Source organism: Thermotoga sp. 2812B (assembly GCF_000789335.1).
In the GTDB taxonomy this organism is placed as follows: Bacteria; Thermotogota; Thermotogae; order Thermotogales; family Thermotogaceae; genus Thermotoga; species Thermotoga maritima.
Genome location: NZ_CP003408.1, coordinates 306,051 through 328,740 on the forward strand (window position 1 = coordinate 306,051; position 22,690 = coordinate 328,740).

24 protein-coding genes and 1 pseudogene are annotated in these 22,690 nt (G+C 48.5%); 7 read left to right on the forward strand and 18 right to left on the reverse strand.

Translation table 11 applies throughout. From position 1 onward, the window contains the following. Positions 1 to 26: 26 nt before the first annotated feature. The 6 genes from T2812B_RS01630 to T2812B_RS01655 form a co-directional block, all read right to left on the reverse strand. Positions 27 to 302 (reverse strand): type II toxin-antitoxin system Phd/YefM family antitoxin, encoded by a 276-nt coding sequence (locus T2812B_RS01630; protein ID WP_008192469.1) that lies wholly within the window; start codon positions 300 to 302, stop codon positions 27 to 29. Between the two features lie 16 nt (positions 303 to 318). After that, the gene (locus T2812B_RS01635) at positions 319 to 1,305 is read right to left on the reverse strand and encodes a hypothetical protein (protein WP_008192466.1); all 987 of its coding nucleotides are present in this window, start codon (positions 1,303 to 1,305) and stop codon (positions 319 to 321) included. Between the two features lie 239 nt (positions 1,306 to 1,544). Then, positions 1,545 to 2,609 carry a non-hydrolyzing UDP-N-acetylglucosamine 2-epimerase gene (gene wecB, locus T2812B_RS01640; protein ID WP_029683149.1) on the reverse strand — a complete coding sequence of 355 codons (1,065 nt, stop codon included), beginning with the start codon at positions 2,607 to 2,609 and terminating at the stop codon, positions 1,545 to 1,547. Next, complete coding sequence (locus T2812B_RS01645; protein WP_008192459.1) at positions 2,606 to 3,700, reverse strand: glycosyltransferase family 4 protein; 1,095 nt, start codon at positions 3,698 to 3,700, stop codon at positions 2,606 to 2,608. Before T2812B_RS01645 ends, wecB begins: the two co-directional genes overlap by 4 nt. Before the next feature lie 5 nt (positions 3,701 to 3,705). Then, positions 3,706 to 4,416, reverse strand: coding sequence for a queuosine precursor transporter (locus T2812B_RS01650; protein ID WP_008192456.1), 711 nt, complete (start codon positions 4,414 to 4,416; stop codon positions 3,706 to 3,708). After that, a complete protein-coding gene (locus T2812B_RS01655) occupies positions 4,416 to 5,291 on the reverse strand; it encodes an MBL fold metallo-hydrolase (protein WP_008192453.1) in 876 nt (291 codons plus the stop codon). The genes T2812B_RS01650 and T2812B_RS01655 overlap by 1 nt, the downstream gene beginning before the upstream one ends. Before the next feature lie 117 nt (positions 5,292 to 5,408). Between T2812B_RS01655 and T2812B_RS01660 the strand changes: the two genes are divergently transcribed. Then, positions 5,409 to 5,756, forward strand: a complete 348-nt coding sequence (locus T2812B_RS01660) for a hypothetical protein (RefSeq protein ID WP_008192451.1) — start codon at positions 5,409 to 5,411, stop codon at positions 5,754 to 5,756. A gap of 25 nt (positions 5,757 to 5,781) precedes the next feature. On the opposite strand, the gene rpsR is transcribed toward T2812B_RS01660, so the two are convergent. The 4 genes from rpsR to T2812B_RS01680 form a co-directional block, all read right to left on the reverse strand. Then, on the reverse strand, positions 5,782 to 6,009 hold the full coding sequence (gene rpsR / locus T2812B_RS01665) for a 30S ribosomal protein S18 (RefSeq protein WP_008192445.1): 228 nt from the start codon (positions 6,007 to 6,009) through the stop codon (positions 5,782 to 5,784). Between the two features lie 14 nt (positions 6,010 to 6,023). Further along, on the reverse strand, positions 6,024 to 6,449 hold the full coding sequence (locus T2812B_RS01670) for a single-stranded DNA-binding protein (RefSeq protein ID WP_008192443.1): 426 nt from the start codon (positions 6,447 to 6,449) through the stop codon (positions 6,024 to 6,026). Beyond that, positions 6,449 to 6,835, reverse strand: coding sequence for a 30S ribosomal protein S6 (rpsF, locus tag T2812B_RS01675; RefSeq protein WP_008192440.1), 387 nt, complete (start codon positions 6,833 to 6,835; stop codon positions 6,449 to 6,451). The genes T2812B_RS01670 and rpsF overlap by 1 nt, the downstream gene beginning before the upstream one ends. Before the next feature lie 76 nt (positions 6,836 to 6,911). Next, positions 6,912 to 7,367, reverse strand: a complete 456-nt coding sequence (locus T2812B_RS01680; RefSeq protein ID WP_008192436.1) for a metal-dependent transcriptional regulator — start codon at positions 7,365 to 7,367, stop codon at positions 6,912 to 6,914. 77 nt (positions 7,368 to 7,444) lie between these two features. Between T2812B_RS01680 and T2812B_RS09740 the strand changes: the two genes are divergently transcribed. Continuing rightward, positions 7,445 to 7,759 carry a hypothetical protein gene (locus T2812B_RS09740; protein ID WP_231556591.1) on the forward strand — a complete coding sequence of 105 codons (315 nt, stop codon included), beginning with the start codon at positions 7,445 to 7,447 and terminating at the stop codon, positions 7,757 to 7,759. Here T2812B_RS09740 and T2812B_RS01690 read toward each other — a convergent pair. The 4 genes from T2812B_RS01690 to T2812B_RS01705 are packed head-to-tail and all read right to left on the reverse strand — an operon-like array spanning position 7,747 to position 14,125. Continuing rightward, positions 7,747 to 9,090, reverse strand: coding sequence for an NAD(P)/FAD-dependent oxidoreductase (locus T2812B_RS01690; RefSeq protein WP_008192431.1), 1,344 nt, complete (start codon positions 9,088 to 9,090; stop codon positions 7,747 to 7,749). The genes T2812B_RS09740 and T2812B_RS01690 overlap by 13 nt on opposite strands. Positions 9,091 to 9,093: 3 nt before the next feature. Next, positions 9,094 to 10,734, reverse strand: coding sequence for a CehA/McbA family metallohydrolase (locus tag T2812B_RS01695; protein ID WP_008192430.1), 1,641 nt, complete (start codon positions 10,732 to 10,734; stop codon positions 9,094 to 9,096). 13 nt (positions 10,735 to 10,747) lie between these two features. Beyond that, positions 10,748 to 12,853, reverse strand: coding sequence for an ABC transporter permease subunit (locus tag T2812B_RS09745; RefSeq protein ID WP_008192426.1), 2,106 nt, complete (start codon positions 12,851 to 12,853; stop codon positions 10,748 to 10,750). Positions 12,854 to 12,862: 9 nt separating this feature from the next. Next, positions 12,863 to 14,125, reverse strand: coding sequence for a carbohydrate ABC transporter permease (locus tag T2812B_RS01705; RefSeq protein ID WP_008192421.1), 1,263 nt, complete (start codon positions 14,123 to 14,125; stop codon positions 12,863 to 12,865). Between the two features lie 94 nt (positions 14,126 to 14,219). Here T2812B_RS01705 and T2812B_RS01710 point away from each other — a divergent pair. The 5 genes and pseudogenes from T2812B_RS01710 (at position 14,220) to T2812B_RS01730 (ending at position 19,091) form a co-directional block, all read left to right on the forward strand. After that, a pseudogene (locus T2812B_RS01710) lies at positions 14,220 to 15,480 on the forward strand (ABC transporter substrate-binding protein). A gap of 125 nt (positions 15,481 to 15,605) precedes the next feature. After that, positions 15,606 to 16,922, forward strand: a complete 1,317-nt coding sequence (locus T2812B_RS01715) for an NCS2 family permease (RefSeq protein ID WP_008192416.1) — start codon at positions 15,606 to 15,608, stop codon at positions 16,920 to 16,922. Positions 16,923 to 16,960: 38 nt separating this feature from the next. Next, positions 16,961 to 17,701, forward strand: coding sequence for a basic amino acid ABC transporter substrate-binding protein (locus tag T2812B_RS01720; RefSeq protein WP_008192410.1), 741 nt, complete (start codon positions 16,961 to 16,963; stop codon positions 17,699 to 17,701). 14 nt (positions 17,702 to 17,715) lie between these two features. Further along, positions 17,716 to 18,366: an amino acid ABC transporter permease gene (locus T2812B_RS01725; protein WP_008192408.1), complete on the forward strand. Its 651-nt coding sequence runs from the start codon at positions 17,716 to 17,718 to the stop codon at positions 18,364 to 18,366. Next, entirely contained in the window at positions 18,363 to 19,091 is a 729-nt protein-coding gene (locus T2812B_RS01730) for an amino acid ABC transporter ATP-binding protein (protein ID WP_008192403.1), read from the forward strand. Before T2812B_RS01725 ends, T2812B_RS01730 begins: the two co-directional genes overlap by 4 nt. Here T2812B_RS01730 and T2812B_RS01735 read toward each other — a convergent pair. Genes T2812B_RS01735 through T2812B_RS01750 form a run of 4 tightly spaced genes read right to left on the reverse strand, consistent with a single transcriptional unit; the run spans position 19,036 to position 22,680 of the window. Further along, positions 19,036 to 20,709, reverse strand: coding sequence for a penicillin-binding transpeptidase domain-containing protein (locus T2812B_RS01735; protein WP_008192400.1), 1,674 nt, complete (start codon positions 20,707 to 20,709; stop codon positions 19,036 to 19,038). The two genes, T2812B_RS01730 and T2812B_RS01735, sit on opposite strands and share 56 nt — an antisense overlap. Further along, positions 20,706 to 21,050, reverse strand: coding sequence for a hypothetical protein (locus T2812B_RS09750; RefSeq protein WP_008192397.1), 345 nt, complete (start codon positions 21,048 to 21,050; stop codon positions 20,706 to 20,708). Before T2812B_RS09750 ends, T2812B_RS01735 begins: the two co-directional genes overlap by 4 nt. Next, positions 21,047 to 21,670, reverse strand: coding sequence for a hypothetical protein (locus T2812B_RS09755; RefSeq protein ID WP_038050719.1), 624 nt, complete (start codon positions 21,668 to 21,670; stop codon positions 21,047 to 21,049). The genes T2812B_RS09750 and T2812B_RS09755 overlap by 4 nt, the downstream gene beginning before the upstream one ends. Beyond that, positions 21,670 to 22,680: a rod shape-determining protein gene (locus tag T2812B_RS01750; protein ID WP_008192394.1), complete on the reverse strand. Its 1,011-nt coding sequence runs from the start codon at positions 22,678 to 22,680 to the stop codon at positions 21,670 to 21,672. The genes T2812B_RS09755 and T2812B_RS01750 overlap by 1 nt, the downstream gene beginning before the upstream one ends. Positions 22,681 to 22,690 lie beyond the last annotated feature (10 nt).

Here is a 22,690-nt window from a genome sequence, read left to right on the forward strand (position 1 = left end):
TACCGGGATAGATGAATTCAAATTCATTATTCAGGAGAACACCTTCGTTTTTCTTCTCTAACTATTTTTTCAACTTCATCATCTGAGAGATTGTTCAATCCTTTTTCCAGAGAAAACATCCGTAATTTCTCAACAGCCATTTGAACTCTCATCTTTTCTATGAAATCCAGAATTTCTTTTGGATCTCCATCGATTCTCATGACAACAGCCTTCGGCTTTCCATTCACTGTGATGACCGCTTCACTGTCTTTCCAGAGCACTGCTGGATTGTTCCTGATATCTCTAATCGAGACAAAGCGCACATTATCACCCTTTACCCTATTCTTCGACGACCATAGTTATGTCTTCTATTAGTTTCTGAATTTCAAGCTGAAAGTCTTCAAGGTTTGAAGCAACATCTTGAAAACTCTTCAAAAAATTGCTTAACGACTTTAGAGTTGATAGTGCAACTTTTAATTTTTCCCGGAGATTCTTTATGTCATTTGAAAGAACATCCGAAAGAGTTTTCAGTTGTTCATCTTTTTCATCCAGAGCTTCCTGGAGAGTTGTTATTGAGCTTTCATAGGTTTCTACGATGACTTTTAGTTGGTCGATCTGCTGTAGTTGAGATTCCGCCAAAGAGAGTTGCTCTTCTTTTTCTCTGATTTTTTCTTCCAGAACAGTTATGGTAGCATTTGCTATTTCAAGTTGTTTCTTCAAATCCTCGTTCTCTCTGAGGATTTCTGTTATCGTCGCAGGAGCATTCGCGAGCGAAGCAAGCGTCGCGATCTCTTCATCTTTTGAACCGAGCAAATCTTTGTAGATATCAATTTGTTCCTTTAAATTTGAAATATGCTGATTTTTTAAGGAAATCTGCTGCTCAAGTTCAGCTATTTTCTGATCCTTTTCTTCAACTAAATTTTCCAGTATAGTCACAGAAGCCTCGAGTGTTTTAGTACGGGTTTCCAGAATGGACTTCTCTCTTTCCAGATCTGCTATAACCCGATCTTTTTCTGAAAGCTGTCCTTTGAGCTCTTTGATTTGAGTTGTCAGTTCCGAGCATTGACCTTCTAAATCGCTAATCTTCTTTTTTAGTTCCCAGATATGCTTTTCGTTGTCTTCAATTGCCAATCTAAGTTTATTGAAATCGTCTTTGGGAATGTCCACGTAATTATCATGTCCAACCCACGTATGAAGCTCCGAATCAAGCATGTAGTAGATTTTGTAAAGGGTATCCGTTAAGAAATCTCGAACATAAAATGTCCCCTTCGCAAAAAGCACCAAAGCGATGAGGACAAAAACCACGACGAACACTCTCATTTTCATACACATCCCCCCTACCGAATATTTTTGATCTCATCACTTGAGACAAACAAAATTTTTAAAGAGACTCAATAAATTCCTCGAACGCCTTCACCTGGTGTTCGATGGTCCAGCCTTTTTTGATCACGTAGTCTCTGTACCTTTTCGAATCGTAGTCTTCTTCGACGATCTTTTGAACCGCTTCATCGACACTGTTGAAGAGAAACTCACGTGAAACTAAGATTCTTCAGGCCCTTCTTTCTTCAACTCCGAAACCATTCCTCTATCACCTCAACGATCTTTCCAGCGGCGTTTCCGTCGCCGTACAGTCCTGATGGATATTCCGAACGGTCTTCTTCCATGGTCACGTCGAAGAGATTCTCTTCACTGGCTAACTTGTTCCAGCCTGCTTCGACGAGTTCTCTCCAGCCCGTATCCGGCATCACGACTATCGCTCTTTTCCCCGCAAAATACGCTTCTTTCTGAAGACCTCCGCTGTCTGTCACTACTTTCCAGCACCTTTTTACAAGTCCCATGAGGTTCAGATAATCCACCGGGTCTATCACAACCATACCTTCCAGGAGGTTTTTGAGACCAAATTCCTCCACTCTCTTTTTCGTTCTAGGATGGATGGGAAAGACTACTTTCTTCTCTCTGGAGATTCTTTTGAGTTGCTCTAAAATCTTTCTCAGTTTTACTGGATCGTCCACGTTGAAATCCCTGTGGAGAGTAACGAGAATGAATTCGTTCTCTTTCAGCCCCAGCTTTTCGAACACATCGTATCTGAATCTATCCTCCATCTTGAGAAAAAGATCGTACATCACATCCCCCACAAAGTAAACTCCTTCTGTGATTCCTTCCCTTTCGAGATTCCTCACCGCGAGTTTGCTCGGACAGAAAAGAAGTTGAGAGACACGATCTGTGACGATCCTGTTTATCTCCTCGGGCATGTCTTTGGGATGCTGCCTCAACCCCGCCTCAACGTGGGCGACAGGTATTTTGAGTTTTGCAGCCACGAGCGCACCAGCAAGGGTTGTGTTGGTGTCGCCGTAAACCAGAACAAGATCAGGTTTTTCCCTGAGGAGAACCTTTTCAAACTCGATCATGATCTTTCCCGTCATTTCTCCATGGGTTCCAGATCCCACGTTGAGATTGTAGTGAGGTTGTCTGATCTCAAGAATTTCAAAGAACACATCTGACATATTGTAGTCGTAGTGCTGTCCGGAGTGAACGAGGATCTCCTCTATCCCCTTTTCTTTGAATTCCCTGTGAAGCACTGCCTCTTTTATGATCTGAGGCCTTGCACCGACCAGTGAGAGTACTCTCAACCCATGACTCTTTCCAGAAATTCTTCTTCCTTCTTCTCGTCCCACACGAATCCCTCCTGATGTCTTCTGATATTCTCCAGTATCTCTTCGTATCTCTGACATGCATTTTCTATTCTCTTCAGGCTTTCCTCAACGTTTGCCGGGTCTATAACAACTCCTATTCCCAGATCCTCGACTATCTTTGCCATCGAAACGAAAGAATTCTTCACGATAACGGGTGTTCCGGCAGCGATGGAGTCGTAAAATTTGTGCGGTAAAGCGTACAGATCGTTCTTGTAATCTTCTCTCCCAGTAGTGCTGTACGATATCAGTGAAAACATGCTCTTTGAGAGTTCTTCCATCATCTTTTCGTACGGCAGAAAAGATGTGTACGTGTGCGGAACATCAGAAAACGCTTCTGAATCCATTCCTATTATTCTGAAAGAAAATCCTCTTTCAACAAGTGCCCTTATGAGTTTCTTTTCATGAATGAGATTTCTCGGTGTTTTTCCTACCAGAACGATTTCTTTTTTCTTTTTGCTCGGATCTGGTTCGATTTTCATCGATGCGTAGTTTGGTACAATGAAAGTCTTCTCCGGATCCAGTCCGGTCTTTGCCACAACATCGTTCCGTGTTTCTTCAGAGACGAAGATACACAGGTCAGACAGCTGAAGCTGTTTTTTGAATATCCTCCACATTACAAATTCTTTCAGATCACTCAAAGGCCTGGGAAGAGTACTGAGAAAATTCTGAGGATGATACTCGTGTATATCGTAGACAATCTTTTTTCCACGCTTTTTAGCCACAACGAAGGGCTTTAGAGGTTTTGTAGCCGGAAAGTGATGCATGTATAAGATATCGTAATCTTCAGTTTCTACGAAATGACGGATTTTTTCATCGACTTGTTTTCTTTCAACGGCTTTCTGGAAAATATTTCCCCTGTTCGAACATTTCACGGGGATGTATCTGATGTTATTCTCCTTAAAAGGTAGCTCTTCTTTCTCCGTCCAGTACTGATAAATAACTTCACCTTTCTTGGACAGAGCCTGAACCGTTCTGAAGACCCTCTTGTCGTTTCTTGGGTGCATATATCCAATGACAAGAACCTTCAAATCGCTCACTCCTTCTGAAGATAAGGTTCACTGCTGTTCAACATCCACCCCACACCCTTCGCCACGACCCACGTGTCGAAGTAGTCGAAGAGCCACTCAAAGAGCGTGGTCCAAATCAGAAAGACCGTGATCGTTCTCAGGGAGAAGTACCCGATGAGGGCTCCGTAGAAGAAGATCACGTTGTCCACAAGCTGGGCCAGTTTCGTTGCGGCGTTGTCGCGCAGCCACAGGTGTTTTCCAAAAAGGCCCTTTGTTCGCTTCAAAAAATCCTGAAACCTCGCCTTGAATATACCAGACGTGACGAACGCGAGCCAACTGAAGAGCGTGGTTCTCCAGACGGGAAGAAAGAGAGCCTTCATGTGTTCGTGCGCCCAATCTTCGCTGGAAGGTATATAACCGAGCGCGATCAGCATCCCCACCAGAAACACGACCTGGGCAAAGAAACCCACCGCCACCAGTCTCTGCGCCTCTCTGTACCCGTACACCTCGGTCACGATGGCGATCAGCGTGACAAAGAAAGGCCCGAGGAAAACCCCGGCGTACAGCTGAACACCGGGAAGCAGTTCGTACGCCTTCAAAACGGCAACGTTCATGTAGAGAACAAGAATCGCTCCAAGAGCGTACATTCCTTTCAGACCGAAGAAACGTATCGCAAAGAAAACAAGAAGAACTCCCACGAGATACTCGAGTCCAAGGAACATCCAGTTCACTAGCATCAGCACCGCCTCCATACAAGAACGTTGTCTCTGAATTCCCTCTCTATCTCTTTCCTGTCCAGAAGAAAGCTCAGATACGCGTGAACGGTGGATCTGTAGAGTATGTACTGTGTGAGATTCTCCAGTGTGATTTCGAATCTGTTGAAGAGCTGTTTCATCAGTTCGTCTGTGCTCACAGGATTTACTGTGATTTCCAGAACAGCGTTGATGATGTTCTCCACTGCCTTTCTGTTTTTCTCCACAAGTTCACCGATGTCTCGAGTCACCTCTCCATGAGACGGAACGTAGCAGCTGTAGTTTGTCTTTTCAAGAAAGTCGAGCGTTTCAAGGAACTTCTCCACGCTGTAGATGACGAATATTCTGTGTTTTCTCAGTGTTTCTTCAGAAAACACGGCGTCTGCACAGAAAAGGACACCATCCACAGCCACTCCGATCTGGTTCGGCGAGTGTCCGGAAAGAGGTACTATCTCAAGATCCACGTTCTCGATCGTGATGGTTCCTTCCTCAATCGCTTCATCGACAGCGGAGGGATTTGCCATGAGAAACTTGTTTCTGAGCTCATTCGGCGGATAAGCACCGTACAGGTAGAAAGGCTCAAAGACGGTGTTTTCTATGATCTCTTTTTCCATCTTTGGAGCGAACACGCGGGTGGAGAAGCGTTTTTTCAGAAAGGTGTTTCCACCACAGTGGTCGGCGTGAGAGTGGGTGTTTATGAGATACAAAGGAGGCTTTTCCAGAAGTCGAGAAATCTTTCTTGGCACGCTCTCATCGAGCCCGCTGTCCACAAGAACGGCAACGTTTTCTGTGTACACGACACCTATGTTCACCGGATTTGGAACGTAGGCCACTCTCTCTGTGAGACGCTTTATTTCCACGGTTTCAGGACCTCCCGAAGATCGAGTCTTTGGAAGATCACACCAGCCACTTGATTTTATCCTCCACAAATGGTAGTATTTCTCAGAGCCCAGTTTTTTGTCAAGGAGGTTTTTATTATGAGTATGCACGAACATGAGCATGAACATGAACACGAACACACAACGGAAGTTTTCAGCCTGATCGATCAGGATGGAAACGAAGTCTTCTTCCACAAGCTGGGAGAAGTGGAGGACGAAGGAAATATCTTTTGGGTCTGCGAAGAAGTCTTCCTGAACGACGCAAGAGACATGATCGAAGACCTCGGTGAAGTCTACATCTTCAAAGCAGACGACACTCCGGAAGGCGTGATGCTGGAAGGAGTAGAATACGCAACGGCTCAGAAAGTCTTCGAAAAGTGGCAGAACAGCATACCCGATATCGAAGAGATCTTCTTCGAAGAAGACACTGAAGAGGACGGAGAATGAAGAAGGGCGCCGAAGCGCCCTTCTTTCATATCTTCAGGTATGGAAGGAGTCCCATCTGTCTTGCCCTTTTGATGGCTACCTTTACCATTCTCTGGTGCTTTGAGCAGTTTCCGGTGAGCCTCTTTGGTATGATCTTTCCCTTGTCGGTGAGAAATTCACTGAGAAGCCTTGTGTCTTTATAATCAACGTAATCCAATTTCATTTCACAGAGTCTGCACTTCTTGACCTTCTTCTTTCTCCTCCTGTAAGCCATCAAACACACCTCCCTCAAAATGGTGGTTCATCTTCACTGAAGGTATCGCCGGAAAAGTCTTCCTCCGGTATTTCCAGTTCCTCTTCAGTCTCGCTGACTGTTTCGGTGGGCTTTCTGTCCATGAATCTCACAACGTTTGCGACAACCTCCGGAGATACCCTCTTTTCTCCAGTGGGTGTTTCCCATCTTCTCATTCTCATTTCACCTTCGACGAGAACGAGCCTTCCTTTGGTGAGATAGGTTCTAGCGAACTCTGCCAGTCTTCCAAAGGTGACGATCCTGAAGAAATCAGTCGTTTGAGCGTCGTCCGGCGCGTTCTTTCTGGGAACCCTGTCCACCGCTATGGTGAAGGTGGTGACGGGAGTTCCGCTGAGCGTGTATCTCTCTTCGGGATCTCTCACGAGTCTTCCTATGAGTATGATCTTGTTAAAGAAAGACATTAAGCTTCGGATCCTCCTTCACTCGACTCGATAGCTTCAGCAGCTGCCTTTTCTCTCTGCGCCTTTCTCTCTTTCTTTTCCAGGTCGAACCTTCTGAAGGTCTGCCATCTGATGATCTCAGGCGTCACCCTGTAGAAGTTTTCCAGCTCCTGAAGGTTCTGACCATCGCACCTGAAGTAGATCACCGTGTAGTCTCCTTCGTTGAACTTCTTGATCTCGTAGGCGAACTTTCTCATGCCCATCCTTTCCACTTTGTCGATCTTTCCCTTGACTCTTTCTTCGATGACCTTCTTGACTCTTTCGACGAGATTTTCTCTCTCTTCCTCTGGAACGTTCGGTGCGATGATGAACATGCTCTCGTAGATCCTCTCTTTCACGTAAGCCACAGAAACTCACCTCCCTCGGACGTTCGGCCCCACCTCCGGATGGGTGGAGCGGGATTTCACTTTCACGATTATATCATCATCTTCTGAGTCTGCAAAGAGTTGGAAACTCTCCTGTTTCCAGATATTCTTTGAAGCCCTTTATGCATATCGGCGTTATGTGTGGACAGTGGGTGAGGAAGTTCATGAAATCAACGACCCTATCGGCGATACTCTCCTCGAGGTTGAAGAAGATCTCCCAGGCACCTTTCTCTGCCTCTTCTTCATCGAGGAAGAGGATCTTCTTCAGAAATTCTTTCAGGTTGTTGAAGCGCTCAAGCTCTTTTTGAGCGAGTTCCATTCCCTTTTTTGTCAGAGAGATAGGACCTCTTCTCACGTAATTTACGAGCTTTTTGTTCGCGAGGTCTTCCAGAATCTGCTTCGCGGAGGGCATTTTCACTTTCAAAAAGTCCGATACTCTCTTCAGTCTCGTGCTTCCCTCTTCCGTTGTCAAAAGAACGGCGAGTAGATACCTTTTTTCCGTTGGTGATAACATATTTCTACCTCCCTTTAAGGTTATTCTAACACAGGTTTTAAAGTGGTAGAATATTCTCGAGTGCAAATGAGGGAGGGATGGACTTGAGATTCTTTGGAATGGTTCTGATACTTCTCGGTGTACTCATTCTTCTTTCCGTCTTCAACGTGTTCGATGTTTCGTTTGGAAAGTTTCTTGGAATCGTCTTTGCCATTCTCTTTGGGTACGCGGGGATCAATTCTCTTGTGAAAAAGGGTTTCCCGAACGGTCTTGTTTCCTGTGCCATAGCCACCGTTCTGTTTCTTCACATCTTCAACGTGCACAGGTTCACCTTCTGGGAAGGTTTCGTCGTTTTCTTCTCTGTTCTTCTCATCGAGTGGGGATTCTTTGCGATTCTGTCTCACAGAGATTGAATCTTCATTCCAACAGCTCTCATGTATCCCATCGAGGTGGCGTACTGGATCGATCTGGTCCACCCGGAGCAGTCTCCCACCACGTGGAGACCTTCCACGATGTCGTTCAGGAACTTGTTCGTGTAGAACTTCACCTCGACGGCGTAGAGCAGGTTGTCGAAGTAGGAAGCCCCCGGTATGACCTTCTCCAGGTTCTCCACGAAATCCACGAGGGATTCTCTGATCTTCGACGGAAAGACGAGATTCGCGTCTCCCAGAATGTAACTCTCAGAATCCAGAGTGGGGTGGACCCTTCCGAGTCTCTTCGTCCTTCTGAATTCCTTGAAGTCACCGTACGTCTGCAGAATCACTTTCTCTTTGTCACCGGCTAAGATGTTTGCGAGCTTTGCGAGGTTGACACCGTATCCCGTGGGATCCTTGAACGGCTCTGTGAAGCGCGTGGTGACGAGAATGGCGAAGTTCGTGTTCTCCGTCTTATGCAGGCTGTCAGAATAGCCGTTCACCGTGGTGAAGTCTTCGTACTTTTCCAGTGTCACCTTCCCTGCCGGATTCTGGCAGAAGATCCTGCAGATGTAACCCGTTTTGGTCCTGTAGCGAACCTTCACCTCGTACATATCGGAGAACGGATCCATCACGTGGTTTGGAAGTTCGTACCTGACACCGATGTCGACGAACTGGTTCGGCCTGACAAGCTGCGGATATTTCTCTTTGAGACGCTCCATGAGTCTGTGTCCGCTTCTTCCAACGGCGATCACGAGCTCGTCGAACTCAAACTCTCCCCTGCTTGTGTGCACCCTGTGGGGAGGGCCGAACTCCACATCCTCCACAGCGGTTCCAAAGAAAAACTCTATGTTCTCAAAGGAGGAGAAGTACTCGTATATGTTCTTGTTAGTCTCTTTCAGGATATCCGTTCCCAGATGGAAGAAATAGGACTTCACCGGTTCGAAACCGTGGTGATAGAAGCGCTTGTAGATCTCTTCGTTCGAGAAGGACTCTCCGAACTCTATCTTCCTGCCATCCCTTTCGAAGGACTTCAGGTAGTTCACGATGCCTTCTCTTTTATCGACGGTGGGAGTGTAGCCGGAAAACTTCAGGTAGAACTCCACCGTCTTCGCCTGGATCTCAAGGGGAATGTAGATCTCTCCTCCCATGCCGTGGGAGATGAAGATCTTCCCATCCATCCTCACACCGGAGATGGTGTTGTGGGAGTAGTCTCTTCCCCTCTCCAGAACGGTGATTCTGTAGTCTTTCACCTTACCGCTTTCTATGAGACCGTTGATGAACCCGATGGCGCTCGCTCCAAAGCCGACTATTCCAAGTCTCTTCAACATCCATCACTCCTCGAGCAGTTTCTTTCTCAATTCCTCGAGCGTGACGACCTCCCCTTTTATCTTCTCCAGATAGATCTTCCTGTACTCCTCATCACCACCCGGGACGATGTATATTTTACCCTTGAAGTTAGCAATGGCCTCGAGCTCTTTGTCTGAAAGCTTCTTTGCAAAGCTCAATCCGCCTTCTTTGGGAGTTGAGATGATGAGGATGTCCACACCTTCCAGGTCCTTCAGCATCACTTTCGGGTACTTCACGCTGTAGCCTCTCTTTTTCAGTTCTTCTACGAGCGATTTGAGTTCTTCCAGATGATCGTTCTCGTGGAGCGTGTCGATCATGACCACACCCTTCAGTTTCTCCTTCACAGAGAAACCGCTCGACTGGACGAGTTTTCCATCCACCACGAAAGAAACACGATGGTAGCCTTTCTCCAGCGATCCCGTGGGAACGACGAATCTTTTCACCTGGTACGGTGAGAACTTCATCTCCACTTCTCTCAGCGGGTTTTCATCGAGAAGGACAGAAAGCTTCACATTCTGGTCTTCACCGGTCACGTTGTAGACCTCGAAGTAGACCTTCGCCGATTCACCGTCGTGTATCTCTTCTGGAGAGACTCTCACACTGTTCACATAGATAGGAGAAGGTATCTGAAACCAGATCGGTGAGGTGACTATCTCGTCGCCGTCGAACTGTTTCATGTAGACGAAGTACCATTCGTATCCATCGGGAGGTGTGATCGAAAGGGTCAGATTCAGTTTCTCAGTGTTAGGTCTGAGCTCCAGAACGGTCCCGCTCTGAGAGATGACGGCAAGGTAGAGGAGTTTTTCCGAGTCTTCGTACTCGAGGCTGATCTTCTGTGGAGAGAGATCTTCCACAAAAACGATGTCTCCCATCAGATGGGGACCACTCTTCAAGAGCGCTTTGACGTTCTTGTCTTCGCTTCCGAAGGTGTGCCTCTTCCAGAGGGCATCCATGATGTCGTCGTAGGCCAGAGCGTCTGCCACGATACCGGTTCTTCCTTCGTTCGCGCTCCCCCAGTTAGGCTTGTGGTTGTCCTGTCCCACGGTAGCACCGAGGTGCCATCCTTTGTTTAGAGCGAGGATGTAGTTTCCGAACATCTCTTCGTTTATCACGTCTCCGGAGGACCAGTTCCCGTTTCCCACCTCGATCAGATTCACATACTGGTCCGCTTCAGGAAAATAGCGGAACGAATCGAAGGTGCCAAAGGTGCTTATGGGGTGGTTGAACTGGGCGAGTTTTTTGTGTTCAACGAGCCACCTGTAGAAACCTTCTAGAGAACTTTCCTGGTTTCTGTCGATCCACTCGAGAGACTCGTACACGTTTATGTGCCCCACTCCCGCGGTCCATTCGAAACCCTGAAATGCGACGAATTCACCGTCTTTTGTGTGCCTCTCCGCGGCAAGCTTCGTCAAATAGGGTTTTGTCTTTCCGTTGATCTTCTGGGCGAAGTAGTAAGCGTGGTCCGTCACCGCGAGAACGTCGAGGTACCTTTTCGCGTACTCGTAGGCCTGGTCCGGTGTTCCGGAACCGTCGGAGTAAGACGTGTGCGAGTGAAGGTTTCCGTAGAAGAGCTCTCCAAAGACCGCACAGGAAAGAATCAGAATCAGAAGAACGAGCTTTTTCATATCATCGCCTCCTTCATTTCAATCCGGTCCTCGCGATTCCCTGGATGAAGTACTTCTGGGTGAAGATGAAGAGTATCACCACGGGGAGTATCGAGAACGTAGCAGCCGCCATGAGCAGATTGTACTGAGTTCCCACGTCCGAACTGAACGCCTGGAGTCCAACGGGCAGTGTTCTGTACTTTTCGCTGTTCGTGACGATGAGGACCCACAGGAACGCGTTCCAGCTTCCAACGAATTTGAGAAGTGCAGAAGTGATGACAGCCGGTTTGCTGAGAGGCACCACCATCTGCCAGAGGAATCTCCAGTGAGAACACCCGTCTATCTTCGCCGCGTCGAAGAGTTCTCTCGGTATGGTCAAAAAGTGCTGTCTCAGAAGGAATATCGCGAAGACACTGACGATCCATGGGATTATGAGGGCGTAGTAGGTGTCAATCCAGCCGAGTTTCGAGATCGTGATGAAGTTGGGAACGAGGAGCACCTCACCCGGGATCATCATGGTCGCAAGGAAGAGTCCGAAGATGAAGTCCCTTCCGGGAAAGACCATCCAGGAGAAGGCGTACGCTGCAAGGGAGGCGGTGACCACCTCGAGCAGTGTCGTTGTTGTCGCAACGAAGAACGTGTTGAAGTAGTACCTCGGGAACGGCGCCGCGTTCCAGGCATCGACGTAGTTCTGAAAGATGTTGGCCAGCACCTCGGAGAACGAGAACTTGAGTTTCACAGAGTCGATGGGCTCGTCGCTCAGAAAGACAGAGGGAACACCCTCCAGAAGGATCTCTATCACTTCACCACCCTTCACGCGGACTTCCTTCACGAAATCTGGAGCGTCCACGATCTTCCACGAGCTCATCGCGTCCTCGTAGGCCTTTCTGAGAAATGCAACGTTTCTGAGATAACTGGCCACTTCGTCGAGAAACTCTTCGCCCAGATCGAGCTGGGAGAGTTTCGACTTCAACACTTTGTAGGCACTGCTTTCAGCGAGTTTGACGTCCATTTCAGAGATCATTTGCGAGAAATTTTCTGTTTCGATTCCGTTTTCCTGCGCGAGGGAGATCAGAGAAGAAACAACCGGCTTCACCGAAGCGATGGTGAGAAGATCCACGCGGTGTTTCTCTGAGAGTTCTTTCTCTTTCAAAGAGACGTAGTCCTCAACGGGGTTCTCTGACTCCTCGAGGAGTCTTTCCACGAGCTCTCTGTCGGGAAAGTCTTCGATCTTTTTCAAAAAGAGAGCCTTTCTTTCATCTTTTTTCATCGAGCGGGCGACGATGTCTTTTTCCACGGCAAGTTTCTGAACGCTCTGGAAGAAGCCGCTGACCTCAAGGTAGTAGGAGACGTTTCTTTTCACCTCTTCGAAGGGAGAGGCCACGTTCTTTCTGTAGACAGGAACGAGCGGGTTGTCTCCAGAATATTCGAGCTGTAAACCATCGAGAAGTTCATAGAGTTTCTTTATCTCTTCGTCGGAGAGAATGAGAGTGGTACCCGATTTCATGCCGAGCACCTTTTCCTGGAAAGAAGAGAGTTCACTGCTCACGGTCTCGAGAAAAGAAAGAAATCTTTTCCTTTCCTTCTCATCTTTTATTCTGATGTTCACAAAGCGCTTCATTTGAGAGATAGTTCTCAGAGCTCCTTCAGTTGAACTCAGAATTTCGTTCACCAGTTTTGCCCTCTGAAAGTACGGATCCGCACCGCTCTTGTAGTATATGAAGAACTGTTCGAAGAATTCTTCTGGTGTTTTCCAGGAAAATTCCACCGGAGATTTAGAGGAGAGTTCTTTGACTCTTTCAACATCTACCCCCGTTGCGTATCTTGCCCCTTTGAGGGGGATCGTCATCGTTCCTCTGTAGAACGGGTCGTCGTTCACCGTGATGGTGAGCAGATTTTCCTCGGCCGTTTTCAGAGCGTACGCTTCTCTCAGGCTGACTCCTTTTGCGACCCTCTGGACACCTGGTTTCAGGATCACTTTTACATCGCGCGAGAAAGCGAAGTTCTTCGTGTAGAAGCTCGGGGGCCACTGCTGAACCTCCGAAGGTGCTTTGAAGGAGGTGAGCAGCATCCAGATGAAAGGCCCCAGCATGACAACGGCACCGAATATGAGAAGGATGTATATGACCAGCTTCTTCACGCTATCACCTCACGAGACATATTCGACCGCTCTTCTTCCAACCCTGTACTGGATGAAGGTGAATATCAGTATGATCGCAAAGAGAATGTAGGCCGCCGCCGAGGCAATTCCCATTCTCTGCTGTCTGTAGAACAGGTCGAACACGTAGTACACGAGCGTCATTCCGCTGTTGTTGTACGGTCCCGGAAGCCCATCGTAGAGAACGTAGACTTCCGCAAAGACCTTGAAGGCTCCTATTAGGGAAACTATGAGCAGGAAGAAGGTCGTCGGCGACAAAAGCGGCCAGGTGATGTAGAAGAACTTCTGCAAAGAACTCGCACCATCCACTTCCGCTGCTTCGTAATAAGACCTGTCTATGTTCTGGAGCCCCGCAAGGAAGATCACCGCATCGTACCCGACGGTCTTCCAGACGGAGACGATGGCTATCGTGGGAATGGTCCATCTTTCGTCTTTCAGCCAGGAGATGGGTTCTATGTTGAACAGAGAGAGGATGTAGTTCAAAAGACCGAATTCGTCGTTGAAGATCCACTTCCAGACGAGAGATATGGCCACAACTGATGTGACAAAAGGTATGAAGTAGGCGGTTCTGAAGAACACCCTGAACTTCACGTTGCTGTTCAGAAGAAGGGCGATCACGAGAGAAAGGAAGATCTGCGAAGGAACGCTCAGTATTACGTAGTACAGTGTGTTGGTGAGCGCCTTCAGGAAGAGATTCTTGTCCTTCGCGTCGAGCAGAAAATTCACCAGTCCGGGAAGAGACGAGTTCAGCTCCACGAAGACGAAGATCGCAAGAAACAGAATGAACCAGAGCCAGGCGTTCTTGAACTCCACCCATTTGAAGTCGTACACCAGCCAGCTCCAGGAGATAGCCGCAGCCAGAAAAGAGAGGATGGGATTCTCCACGTTGAAGAGGTTCAAGGCGATGTAAACCAGTACTATAGCGGTGTTAGAGATGATACCTGAGAGGGTTCTTTTCCTGATCAGATGGACAATCAGCATCACGATCGCACCGGCAACTGCGAGGTGAAAGAAGGTGTTCAAAACAGTGAAAACGAAAGAGTACTTCGGAGGATAATCGAACTTGAAGATCTCGATGTAGTTGTCAAGACCTGTGAAGTAGGGATTCTTCATGTTCCTGAAATCCCACTTGAAGAAGCTCAGAACGAAAGAGAATCCAACCGGCCAGAAGACGAACATTCCGAGGATCACGAGTGATGGAAGAAGAAAGAGGTACGCAAGAACCGCTTCTCTCAGCTTCTTCGAGGGTTTCATACTCAGACCTCTCTTTCCCTGAATTTCTTCACATTCAAATTATAACCTATGCGGTATAATTCAAGGGGAAATCATCGAGAAAGGAGGGATTCCTGTGAAGAAATTTCTCGTTGTTCTCATGGTGGTTCTCAGTGTTTTTGCCCTCGCGAAGGTGAAGGTCACGTTCTGGCACGCCATGGGCGGGGGACACGGTAAAACTCTTCAGGAGATAGTGAACACCTTCAACGAACTCCACCCGGATATCGAGGTCGAAGCGGTCTATGTTGGAAACTACGGTGCACTCTCCCAGAAGCTTCTCGCGGCAGCGCAGGCAGGAGAACTTCCCACGATCGCGCAGTCCTATTCCAACTGGACGGCAAAACTCATTCAGAGCGGTGTCGTTCAGCCTCTGAACGAGTTCGTGAACGATCCGAAGATAGGCCTCACGAGGTGAAGAGTGGGAAGATGTTTTCAAACCTCTGAGGGACAACTGTATGTGGGGAGACACCATCTACGCGGTCCCGTTCAACAAGAGTCTTTACATACTCTACTACAACGCGGACGCTTTCGCAATGTACGGCGTTGATGTGCCCAAAACGATAGATGAACTCTACGAAGCAGCGCGAATTATGACAGAAGATCTCGATGGAGATGGAAAGATCGATCAGTACGGTTTCGGTTTCAGGACGACCGTTGACTTCTTCCAGATACTCCTCACGCTCCGCGGTGGTTCCATCCTGAAGCAGGTCGATGGAAAGTGGGTCTCCAACATCGACAGTCAGGAAACAAGAGATGTTCTCACCTTTGTGAAAAAGATGGTGGACGATGGAATCGCGTACTTCCAGGGTGGATACCTCAACGATATCTTTGGTCAGCAGAAGATCATGATGTACATAAGCACGATAGCGGGAAGACCCTACGTTGAGAAATCCACGAAGGGTAAGTTCACCTGGAGCTGGGCTCCAGTTCCCACCTGGGTGACGAACAAAGTTCCATTTGCCGGAACGGATATAATCATGTTCAACACGGCAAGCGAAGAGGAAAAGAAAGCAGCCTGGGAGTTCATGAAGTACCTCATATCACCAGAAGTCACCGCTTACTGGGCGATCAACACGGGTTACATTCCCGTGAGAAGAAGCGCCCTCGAAACGTCGATCTGGAAGGAAGCGGCGAAGTCCGATCCTCTGCTCGAAATACCATTGAAGCAGATAGACAACGCCGTGTTCGATCCGCAGATCGGTGTGTGGTACGAGATCAGAACAGTGATTGGAAACATGTTTTCCGATTTCATCAACGGAAAGGTGGACATGGAAACGGCGATAAAGACGGCGGATCAGAAAATAAGGGAGTATCTAAAAGAAGAGTACGGCGAGTGAGCGGGAGGCTGTTCCTCCCGCTTTTCTTTCGTTTAAAACTCCTTTAAAGAAAAAATGAGAAAATCAAAACAAAGTATGGGATCCAGAGATCCCCTTAAATTTTTTATTTCCTGGAGGTGAGCTGTGTGTTCCGTCTTAGAGAGAACGGGACGAACGTAAAGACGGAGATCTTCGCGGGTATCGCTACTTTCCTCACCATGGTCTACATCGTTTTTGTGAATCCTTCCATCCTCGTTCAGGCGGTCGGCGTGGACGCAAGCAGTCCCCTGTACCAGCAGTTCTTCGGAGCCTTCATGGTCGCAACGATACTGGGATCCGCTACAGCCACTCTCGTCATGGCCTTCTTCGCGAACTATCCCTTCGCACTCGCACCCGGCATGGGACTGAACGCATACTTCACTTACACCGTATGTCTCGGCATGGGGATAGACTGGAGAGTGGCCCTCGCTGCTGTGTTCGTTGAAGGTCTGGTCTTCATAGGATTGACACTCGTTGGATTTAGAAAGTTCGTCGCGGGTATCATACCCGAGTCTATAAAAGTAGCCATCTCCGCGGGTATCGGTTTCTTCATCGCGTTCATAGGATTGAGAAGCGCAGGAATCGTTGTGTCCAATCCCGCCACTTCCGTTGCCCTTGGCGATCTTACGAATCCCGGCGTGATCGTGACGGTCGTGGGGCTCCTCGTGATCGTGGCACTCTACCACAGGAAGATTCCGGGAGCGGTGATGATAGGGATTCTCGTAGCCACACTCGTTGGTGCCATCCCCGGAATAGGAGTTACGAAGTACCAGGGAATCGTCGGTCCCGTTCCAGATATATCTCCGACGTTCATGAAGCTCGACTTTTCTGGATTTTTGAGCCTCGACTTCTGGATCGTTGTTCTCACCTTTTTCTTCGTTGACTTCTTTGACACGCTCGGTACCATCACAGGACTCGCTCAGAGCGCTGGTTTCATGAAGAACGGAGAGCTTCCAAGGGCGAACAGGGCCTTTCTCGCGGACGCGATAGGAACTTCCGTGGGTGCACTCTTTGGAACCTCGACAGTGACCACGTACATCGAGAGCGGTGCGGGAATCGCGGAAGGAGGAAGAACTGGTCTCACAGCCCTTGTCGTTGCCCTCTGTATGCTTGCCATGCTCTTCTTCGCCCCTCTTGCCCAGACGGTTCCTGGATACGCAACCGCTCCTGCTCTGATCTTCGTTGGAGCGCTCATGATTGGGAACCTTGGAAGAGTGAAATGGGACGACATCACAGAAGCACTCCCCGCGTTCATCACTGTTATAACTATGCCGCTCACATACTCTATAGCCAACGGAATAGCGCTCGGTATCATCTCCTATGCACTGGTGAAGCTCTTCTCTGGGAAATCGAAAGAAGTACACTGGTTCACTTGGATTCTCGCTCTCGCTTTTGCTTTGTGGCTGCTCTTCATAAAGCATTGATATGCAGTATTGTGTTATAATAAATCGGAGGTGATAATATGAAAAAATTACTCGTGGTTTCGATTCTTCTGGTTTCGATCGTGATCTTCTCTGGAGCCATCGACGAGATCAAAAGCAGGGGATACCTGCTCGTTGGACTCTCCGCGGATTTTCCTCCGTTCGAATTCGTCGATGAGAACGGCAATATCGCGGGTTTCGATGTCGATCTCGCAAAGGAAATCGCGAGAAGACTCGGTGTTGAGCTGAAGATCGTCGATATGACCTTCGACGGACTCATTCCGAGCTTGCTCACAAAGAAGATCGATATAATCATCTCCGGTATGACAATCACAGAGGAGAGAAAGAAGGTCGTGGCTTTCTCCGATCCGTACTTCGACGCGGGACAGGTCATCGTGGTGAGGAAGGACAGCGACTTCCGACCGAAGACCTACGAAGACCTCATAGGGAAAACCGTGGCCGTTCAAATTGGTACCACCGGAGACATAGAGGTTTCAAAGTACGAAGGCATTAAGGTTGTCAGGTTCGATAAGTTCACTGACGCGTTCCTCGAACTGAAGAGAGGCCGTGCAGATGCGATGGTGCTGGACTCTGCCACAGCAAGGGCTTTTGTGGCGAAGAATCCGGATCTTATCATCTCGAGTGGAGTGCTCTCCAGCGAACAGTACGGCATCGCCATGAGGAAAGAGGACACGGATCTCCTGGAGTTCATCAATAGCGTATTGAGAGATCTCAAAAAGAGTCCTTACGACGTGCTCATAGAAAAATGGTTCTCAGAGTGATGGAGGAATGAAAGATGCCAGAATGGTTGAGCGTGATTGTGGATAATCTGCCGCTCCTTCTGAAGGGTGCCCTGAGCACCCTTCAGCTTACTTCTCTTGCTGTTCTCATAGGACTCGCCATAGGAATCTTCGTCGGCATGGGAAGACTCTCGAAGTACCGGATCATTAGGTATCCGTCTTCTGTCTACGTGGAGTTTCTCAGGGGAACACCTCTGATGGTCCAGCTGTTTCTCGTGTACTTTGGTCTTCCTGAACTGGGGCTCGAATTCGACAGGTTCACAGCCGCTGTCGTTGCGCTCGGAATAAACAGTGGTGCGTACGTCGCCGAGATCGTGAGGGCGGGGATACAGTCCGTTCCAAAAGGACAGTATGAAGCGGCAAGATCTCTCGGTATGTCACACGCACAGGCGATGATCTATGTGATTCTTCCTCAGGCTTTCCGGCACATACTTCCAGCCCTCGGAAACGAATTCATCGCCCTCGCAAAGGACAGTTCCCTCGCCATGGTGATAGGAACCGTAGAACTCATGAGAAGCGCTCAATACATCGTGAGCAGAACCTTTATGAGCTTTCCCATATACGGCGGTGTGGCGCTGATCTACTTCATCATCACCTTCTCCGTTTCCAGACTGGTGAAGTTCGTGGAAGGCAGGTTGAAAGTATGACCGTTTTAAAAGTCGAAGGTCTTCACAAGTATTTTGGAAAACTCTACGTGCTCAAGGGGATAGATCTCGAGGTGAAAAAGGGTGAAGTGATTTCCATCATCGGTCCAAGCGGAAGTGGAAAGAGCACCCTTCTTCGCTGTATAAACCTGCTCGAGGAGTATCAGCGGGGGAAGATCTACTTCAAAGGTGAGCTCATCACCCACAGGAACATAAACAGGATAAGGAGTTCCATAGGTATGGTCTTTCAGCAGTTCAACCTGTTTCCGCACCTTTCCGTCCTGAACAACCTCATACTCGCTCCGATGAAGGTGAAGAACATGCCAAAAGATGAGGCTGTAGAAAAAGCAAAAAAGCTCCTGGAAAGGGTTGGACTCATCGAAAAGATAAACGAAAAGCCCGGAAACCTCTCCGGTGGACAGCAGCAGAGGGTAGCCATAGCGAGGGCCCTCATGATGGATCCGGAGCTCATGCTTTTCGACGAACCCACCTCCGCTCTCGATCCAGAGCTTGTGAAAGAGGTGCTCGACGTCATAAAGGACCTGGCTCAATCGGGTATGACCATGCTGATCGTGACACACGAAATGAGGTTCGCCCGTGACGTCTCCGACAGGGTGGTTTTCATGGACAATGGAAAAATCGTTGAGATGGGGCCTCCCGAGAAGATTTTCTCTAATCCCGAGAACGAGAGGACGCGGGAGTTTCTTGAGCACTTTCTTTCAGTTTGAAGTATTCTTCCAGAACCTCTCTTGCTATCTGGGCCGCTACACCGGAACCGTATCCCCCGTGCTCTACCATCGTCACGATCGCAACTTCCGGATTTTCCGCGGGAGCAAAACCTATGAACCACGAGTGAGGAGCACCACTCCCGGTCTCTGCGGTACCCGTTTTCCCAGCCACTCTGTACGGAAAGTCTCCGAACACGTGGTACGCAGTTCCGGGGTCTTCCTTTTCGTTTCCTTTGAAGGACGTCACGTCGACCATGGCATCCTTGATAAAGGTCCATATCTTCTCATCGATCTGAACTTGCGTTTCTATCTCCGGTTTCACCGCTTTCGATCCGATTTTTTTCACCACGTGTGGTCTGTAGAATATTCCTTCGTTCGCCACAAGTGAAACAAGCTTCAAAAGCTCCATAGGAGTCGCTGTGAGATACCCTTGTCCAATGGACATCAGGATGGTATCACCAGGATACCAGGGTTCTCCTATCTTGGACATCTTCCACTCGGGGGTTGGAAGTGTGCCGTTCTTCTCGCCTGGAAGGTCTATTCCTGTCTTTTCGAAGATACCTAGCTTCTTCGCAACTTCGACCATTTTGTCCACACCGAGCTTCAACCCCATCTGATAGAAGTAGACGTTGCAGGAAACTCTGATCGCCTTTCTGAGATCGATGGGGCCGTGGCCCTCTTTTTTCCAGTCCTTGTATCTCGCCACCACTTCACCTCTGCTGTTTCTGTATTCGAACACTCCACGGCAGTTGATCTTCTCTTCCGGATCGACACCGTTCAGCAAAGCGGCTACGGCCCAGAGTATCTTTATGGAAGACCCTGGGCTGTACGCGGACGATATCGCTCTGTTGATCAAAGGAGAAGGTGAATTTCTAGCAAACCTTTCCCACTCTCTTTTAGTGAAGCCTTCGTAAAAGTTCTGGGGGTTATATTCTGGGAACGATGCGAGGGCGAGGATTTCACCTGTTCTGACATCGGAGAGGATCACAGAGCCCGGATTTCCGATTTTTTCGAGAGATTCCTCGGCAACTTTCTGTATCCTGGTATCGATTGTGAGTGTTACATCTTCGCCGGGTTTCGGGGGGCTTCGAAGAACTTCAGAAGATATCGCGCCGGACGGCTCCACAAAGACCATCTTCACACCGTCCGTTCCTGTCAGGAATTCGTCGTACACACTCTCCACACCGTACACTCCTATCCTGTCAGCGTTCACGTAACCAACTACATGCGGTGCGAGCGGTTCGTACTTTCTCCTGTAATCCATGACAACCCGCATACCGGCTTTCGAAAGCACATCCGCTCTTGCTTTGTCGATGACTATGGATTCGCCTTTAACAAGTGAGAGAATCTCCTCGGAAGTGAAGAGTCCTGTCTTTTTCAGATCATCTATGCTGTTCAGCCACGGATTGAGAACGTAAACCACTTCATCTTTTGCGAGCACTTTTCCATCACTTGAGATGATCTTTCCCCGTGGAGCGGGGATCTTCACGAGCCTCGTTTGAAGAAGGTCTATGTACTTTTTGTGTTTCTCGTGTTCAAGGATCTGCACCTGGAAAGCTTTCATGATGATCAGAACAAACGATAGGGCCATCAGGATCAGAATCAACCTGTTCTTCACCGCTTCGATCCTCCCAGAATGAGCACGATACCAGCGGTGGCAGAAAGCAGAACTGGCAGCATCCGAATCTCACCGACAAGACAGCCGACAGCCACGAGAACGGCAGCGGGGAGCACCACCGAAGAGAAATGTTCTCTCAAGGCGTCAAATATCAAAAATATAATCAAAACGAAGATATACCAGTATCCTGGAATTGCAAAGAGTCTGATCAGAAGCACAAGAAACAAAAGAGGAATATTTCTCCTGTAGAAGGCAAGGCCCAGAAAGGCGGGAAAAAAACTCAAAACGTCCAGGAAGACGTAGTCCCAGAAGACGCTGAGAAAGGCAAGAACGTAGATCATTTTACCACCCCGATGACGATCACCCTGTCCGGAATGTCCCGTGTCACGTTCAGCAGAAAGTACTCCTCATCCCGTCCCGCTACGGTTCCCATGAACAGGTACTCTTTGAAGGCCACGTTCCATTTTTCGCTTTCGAAGTATACTTTCCAGCCTGTAACGTCTATGTCTTCAATGATGGAGAGTCTGGGAACGTGTCCCCCTTTGACGACTCCCACAACAGACTCGCGATTGTTCTCCACTCTCACTTTCTCCACGAAATCTTCAGAAAACACCCTCATAACTTTTGAAATAGGGCCTTTTTCCACAACTATCCCAAGGAACCTCTTCTCCACCGGATCGAGAACGATGGCTCCTTTTTCCACTTCTCCCAGAATGTAGAAAAAACCTTCTCCCTTCCCGGTCACAAAGAAGAGGTTTCCCACGCTACTGGTTCCCAGATAAACATCACCTGGATAGACTCTATTTTGAAGCCTCAAAATCACATCCTGAGCTGTGGCTCTCAGCTTCAGAAAGGGAAAAGTTATTCTGTAGAAAATGTACTGTAGTTTGTCGGACACGTTGAAAGTCTCGTTCAAAAAGAAAACAGTGAGGAAGAGAAGAAAAAGTATCAGTCTTTTCATCACCCGGCACCCTGAAGTTTTCTCAGAATATTCACTTTGTCCAGTACCATTCCTGCTCCTTTAGCCACAGCGGTGAGCGGCTCTTCGGCCCTGATGACGCTGATCCCCGTTTCTCTCTGAAGCAGAGTGTCAAGTCCTCTCAGAAGAGATCCGCCACCGGTGAGAAAGATTCCGCGCTCTATGATGTCGGAAACGAGCTCGGGAGGTGTTTTTTCCAGAGTAGTTCTCACACTTTCCACTATGGCCACCACCACACTCCTGAGGGCTTCCCGCACTTCTCCTCCTTTCAGAGTGAGCTTTCTGGGCAAGCCGGTGGAAAGGTCTATCCCGGAAACCGTTGTTTCGAGCTCGTCGTTTTCTTTGGATGGAAAGACGTTTCCTATCTCTATCTTCACCCGTTCAGCCGTTCTCTCGCCAATTGCCACCCGATATGTCTCCCTCACGTACTGAACTATGGCTTCGTCCATCTCGTCTCCAGCGATACGTATCGATTCCCACGTGACGATGCTTCCAAGGGAGATGACGGCGACCTCCGTCGTTCCTCCACCGATGTCCACCACCATGTTCCCGGAGGGCTCTTCGACGTTGAGATTTGAGCCTATAGCGGCTGCCATGGGCTCTTCTATGAGAAAAACCTTACTGGCACCCGCCTCGAGACCCGCGTCGAGAATGGCTCTTCTCTCCACGTCTGTTATTCCTATGGGAACTCCTATAACCACACGGGGTTTGAACAGGTTCATACCGCCCTTGGCTTTGTTTATGAAATACCTGAGCATAACAAGAGCCACGGTGTAGTCTGCTATTACACCATCCTTCATGGGCCTTATGGCCTTGATCGTGGCGGGAGTTTTTCCTATCATGTTTTTCGCTTCGAGTCCGACTTTCAGTATCTCGCCCGTGGTCGAATCTATCGCTATCACCGATGGTTCATTCACCACAATACCTTTCCCTCTGAGAAAGACGAGGGTGTTCGCCGTACCGAGATCTATTCCTATGTCTTTTCTCAACACCGTATTCCTC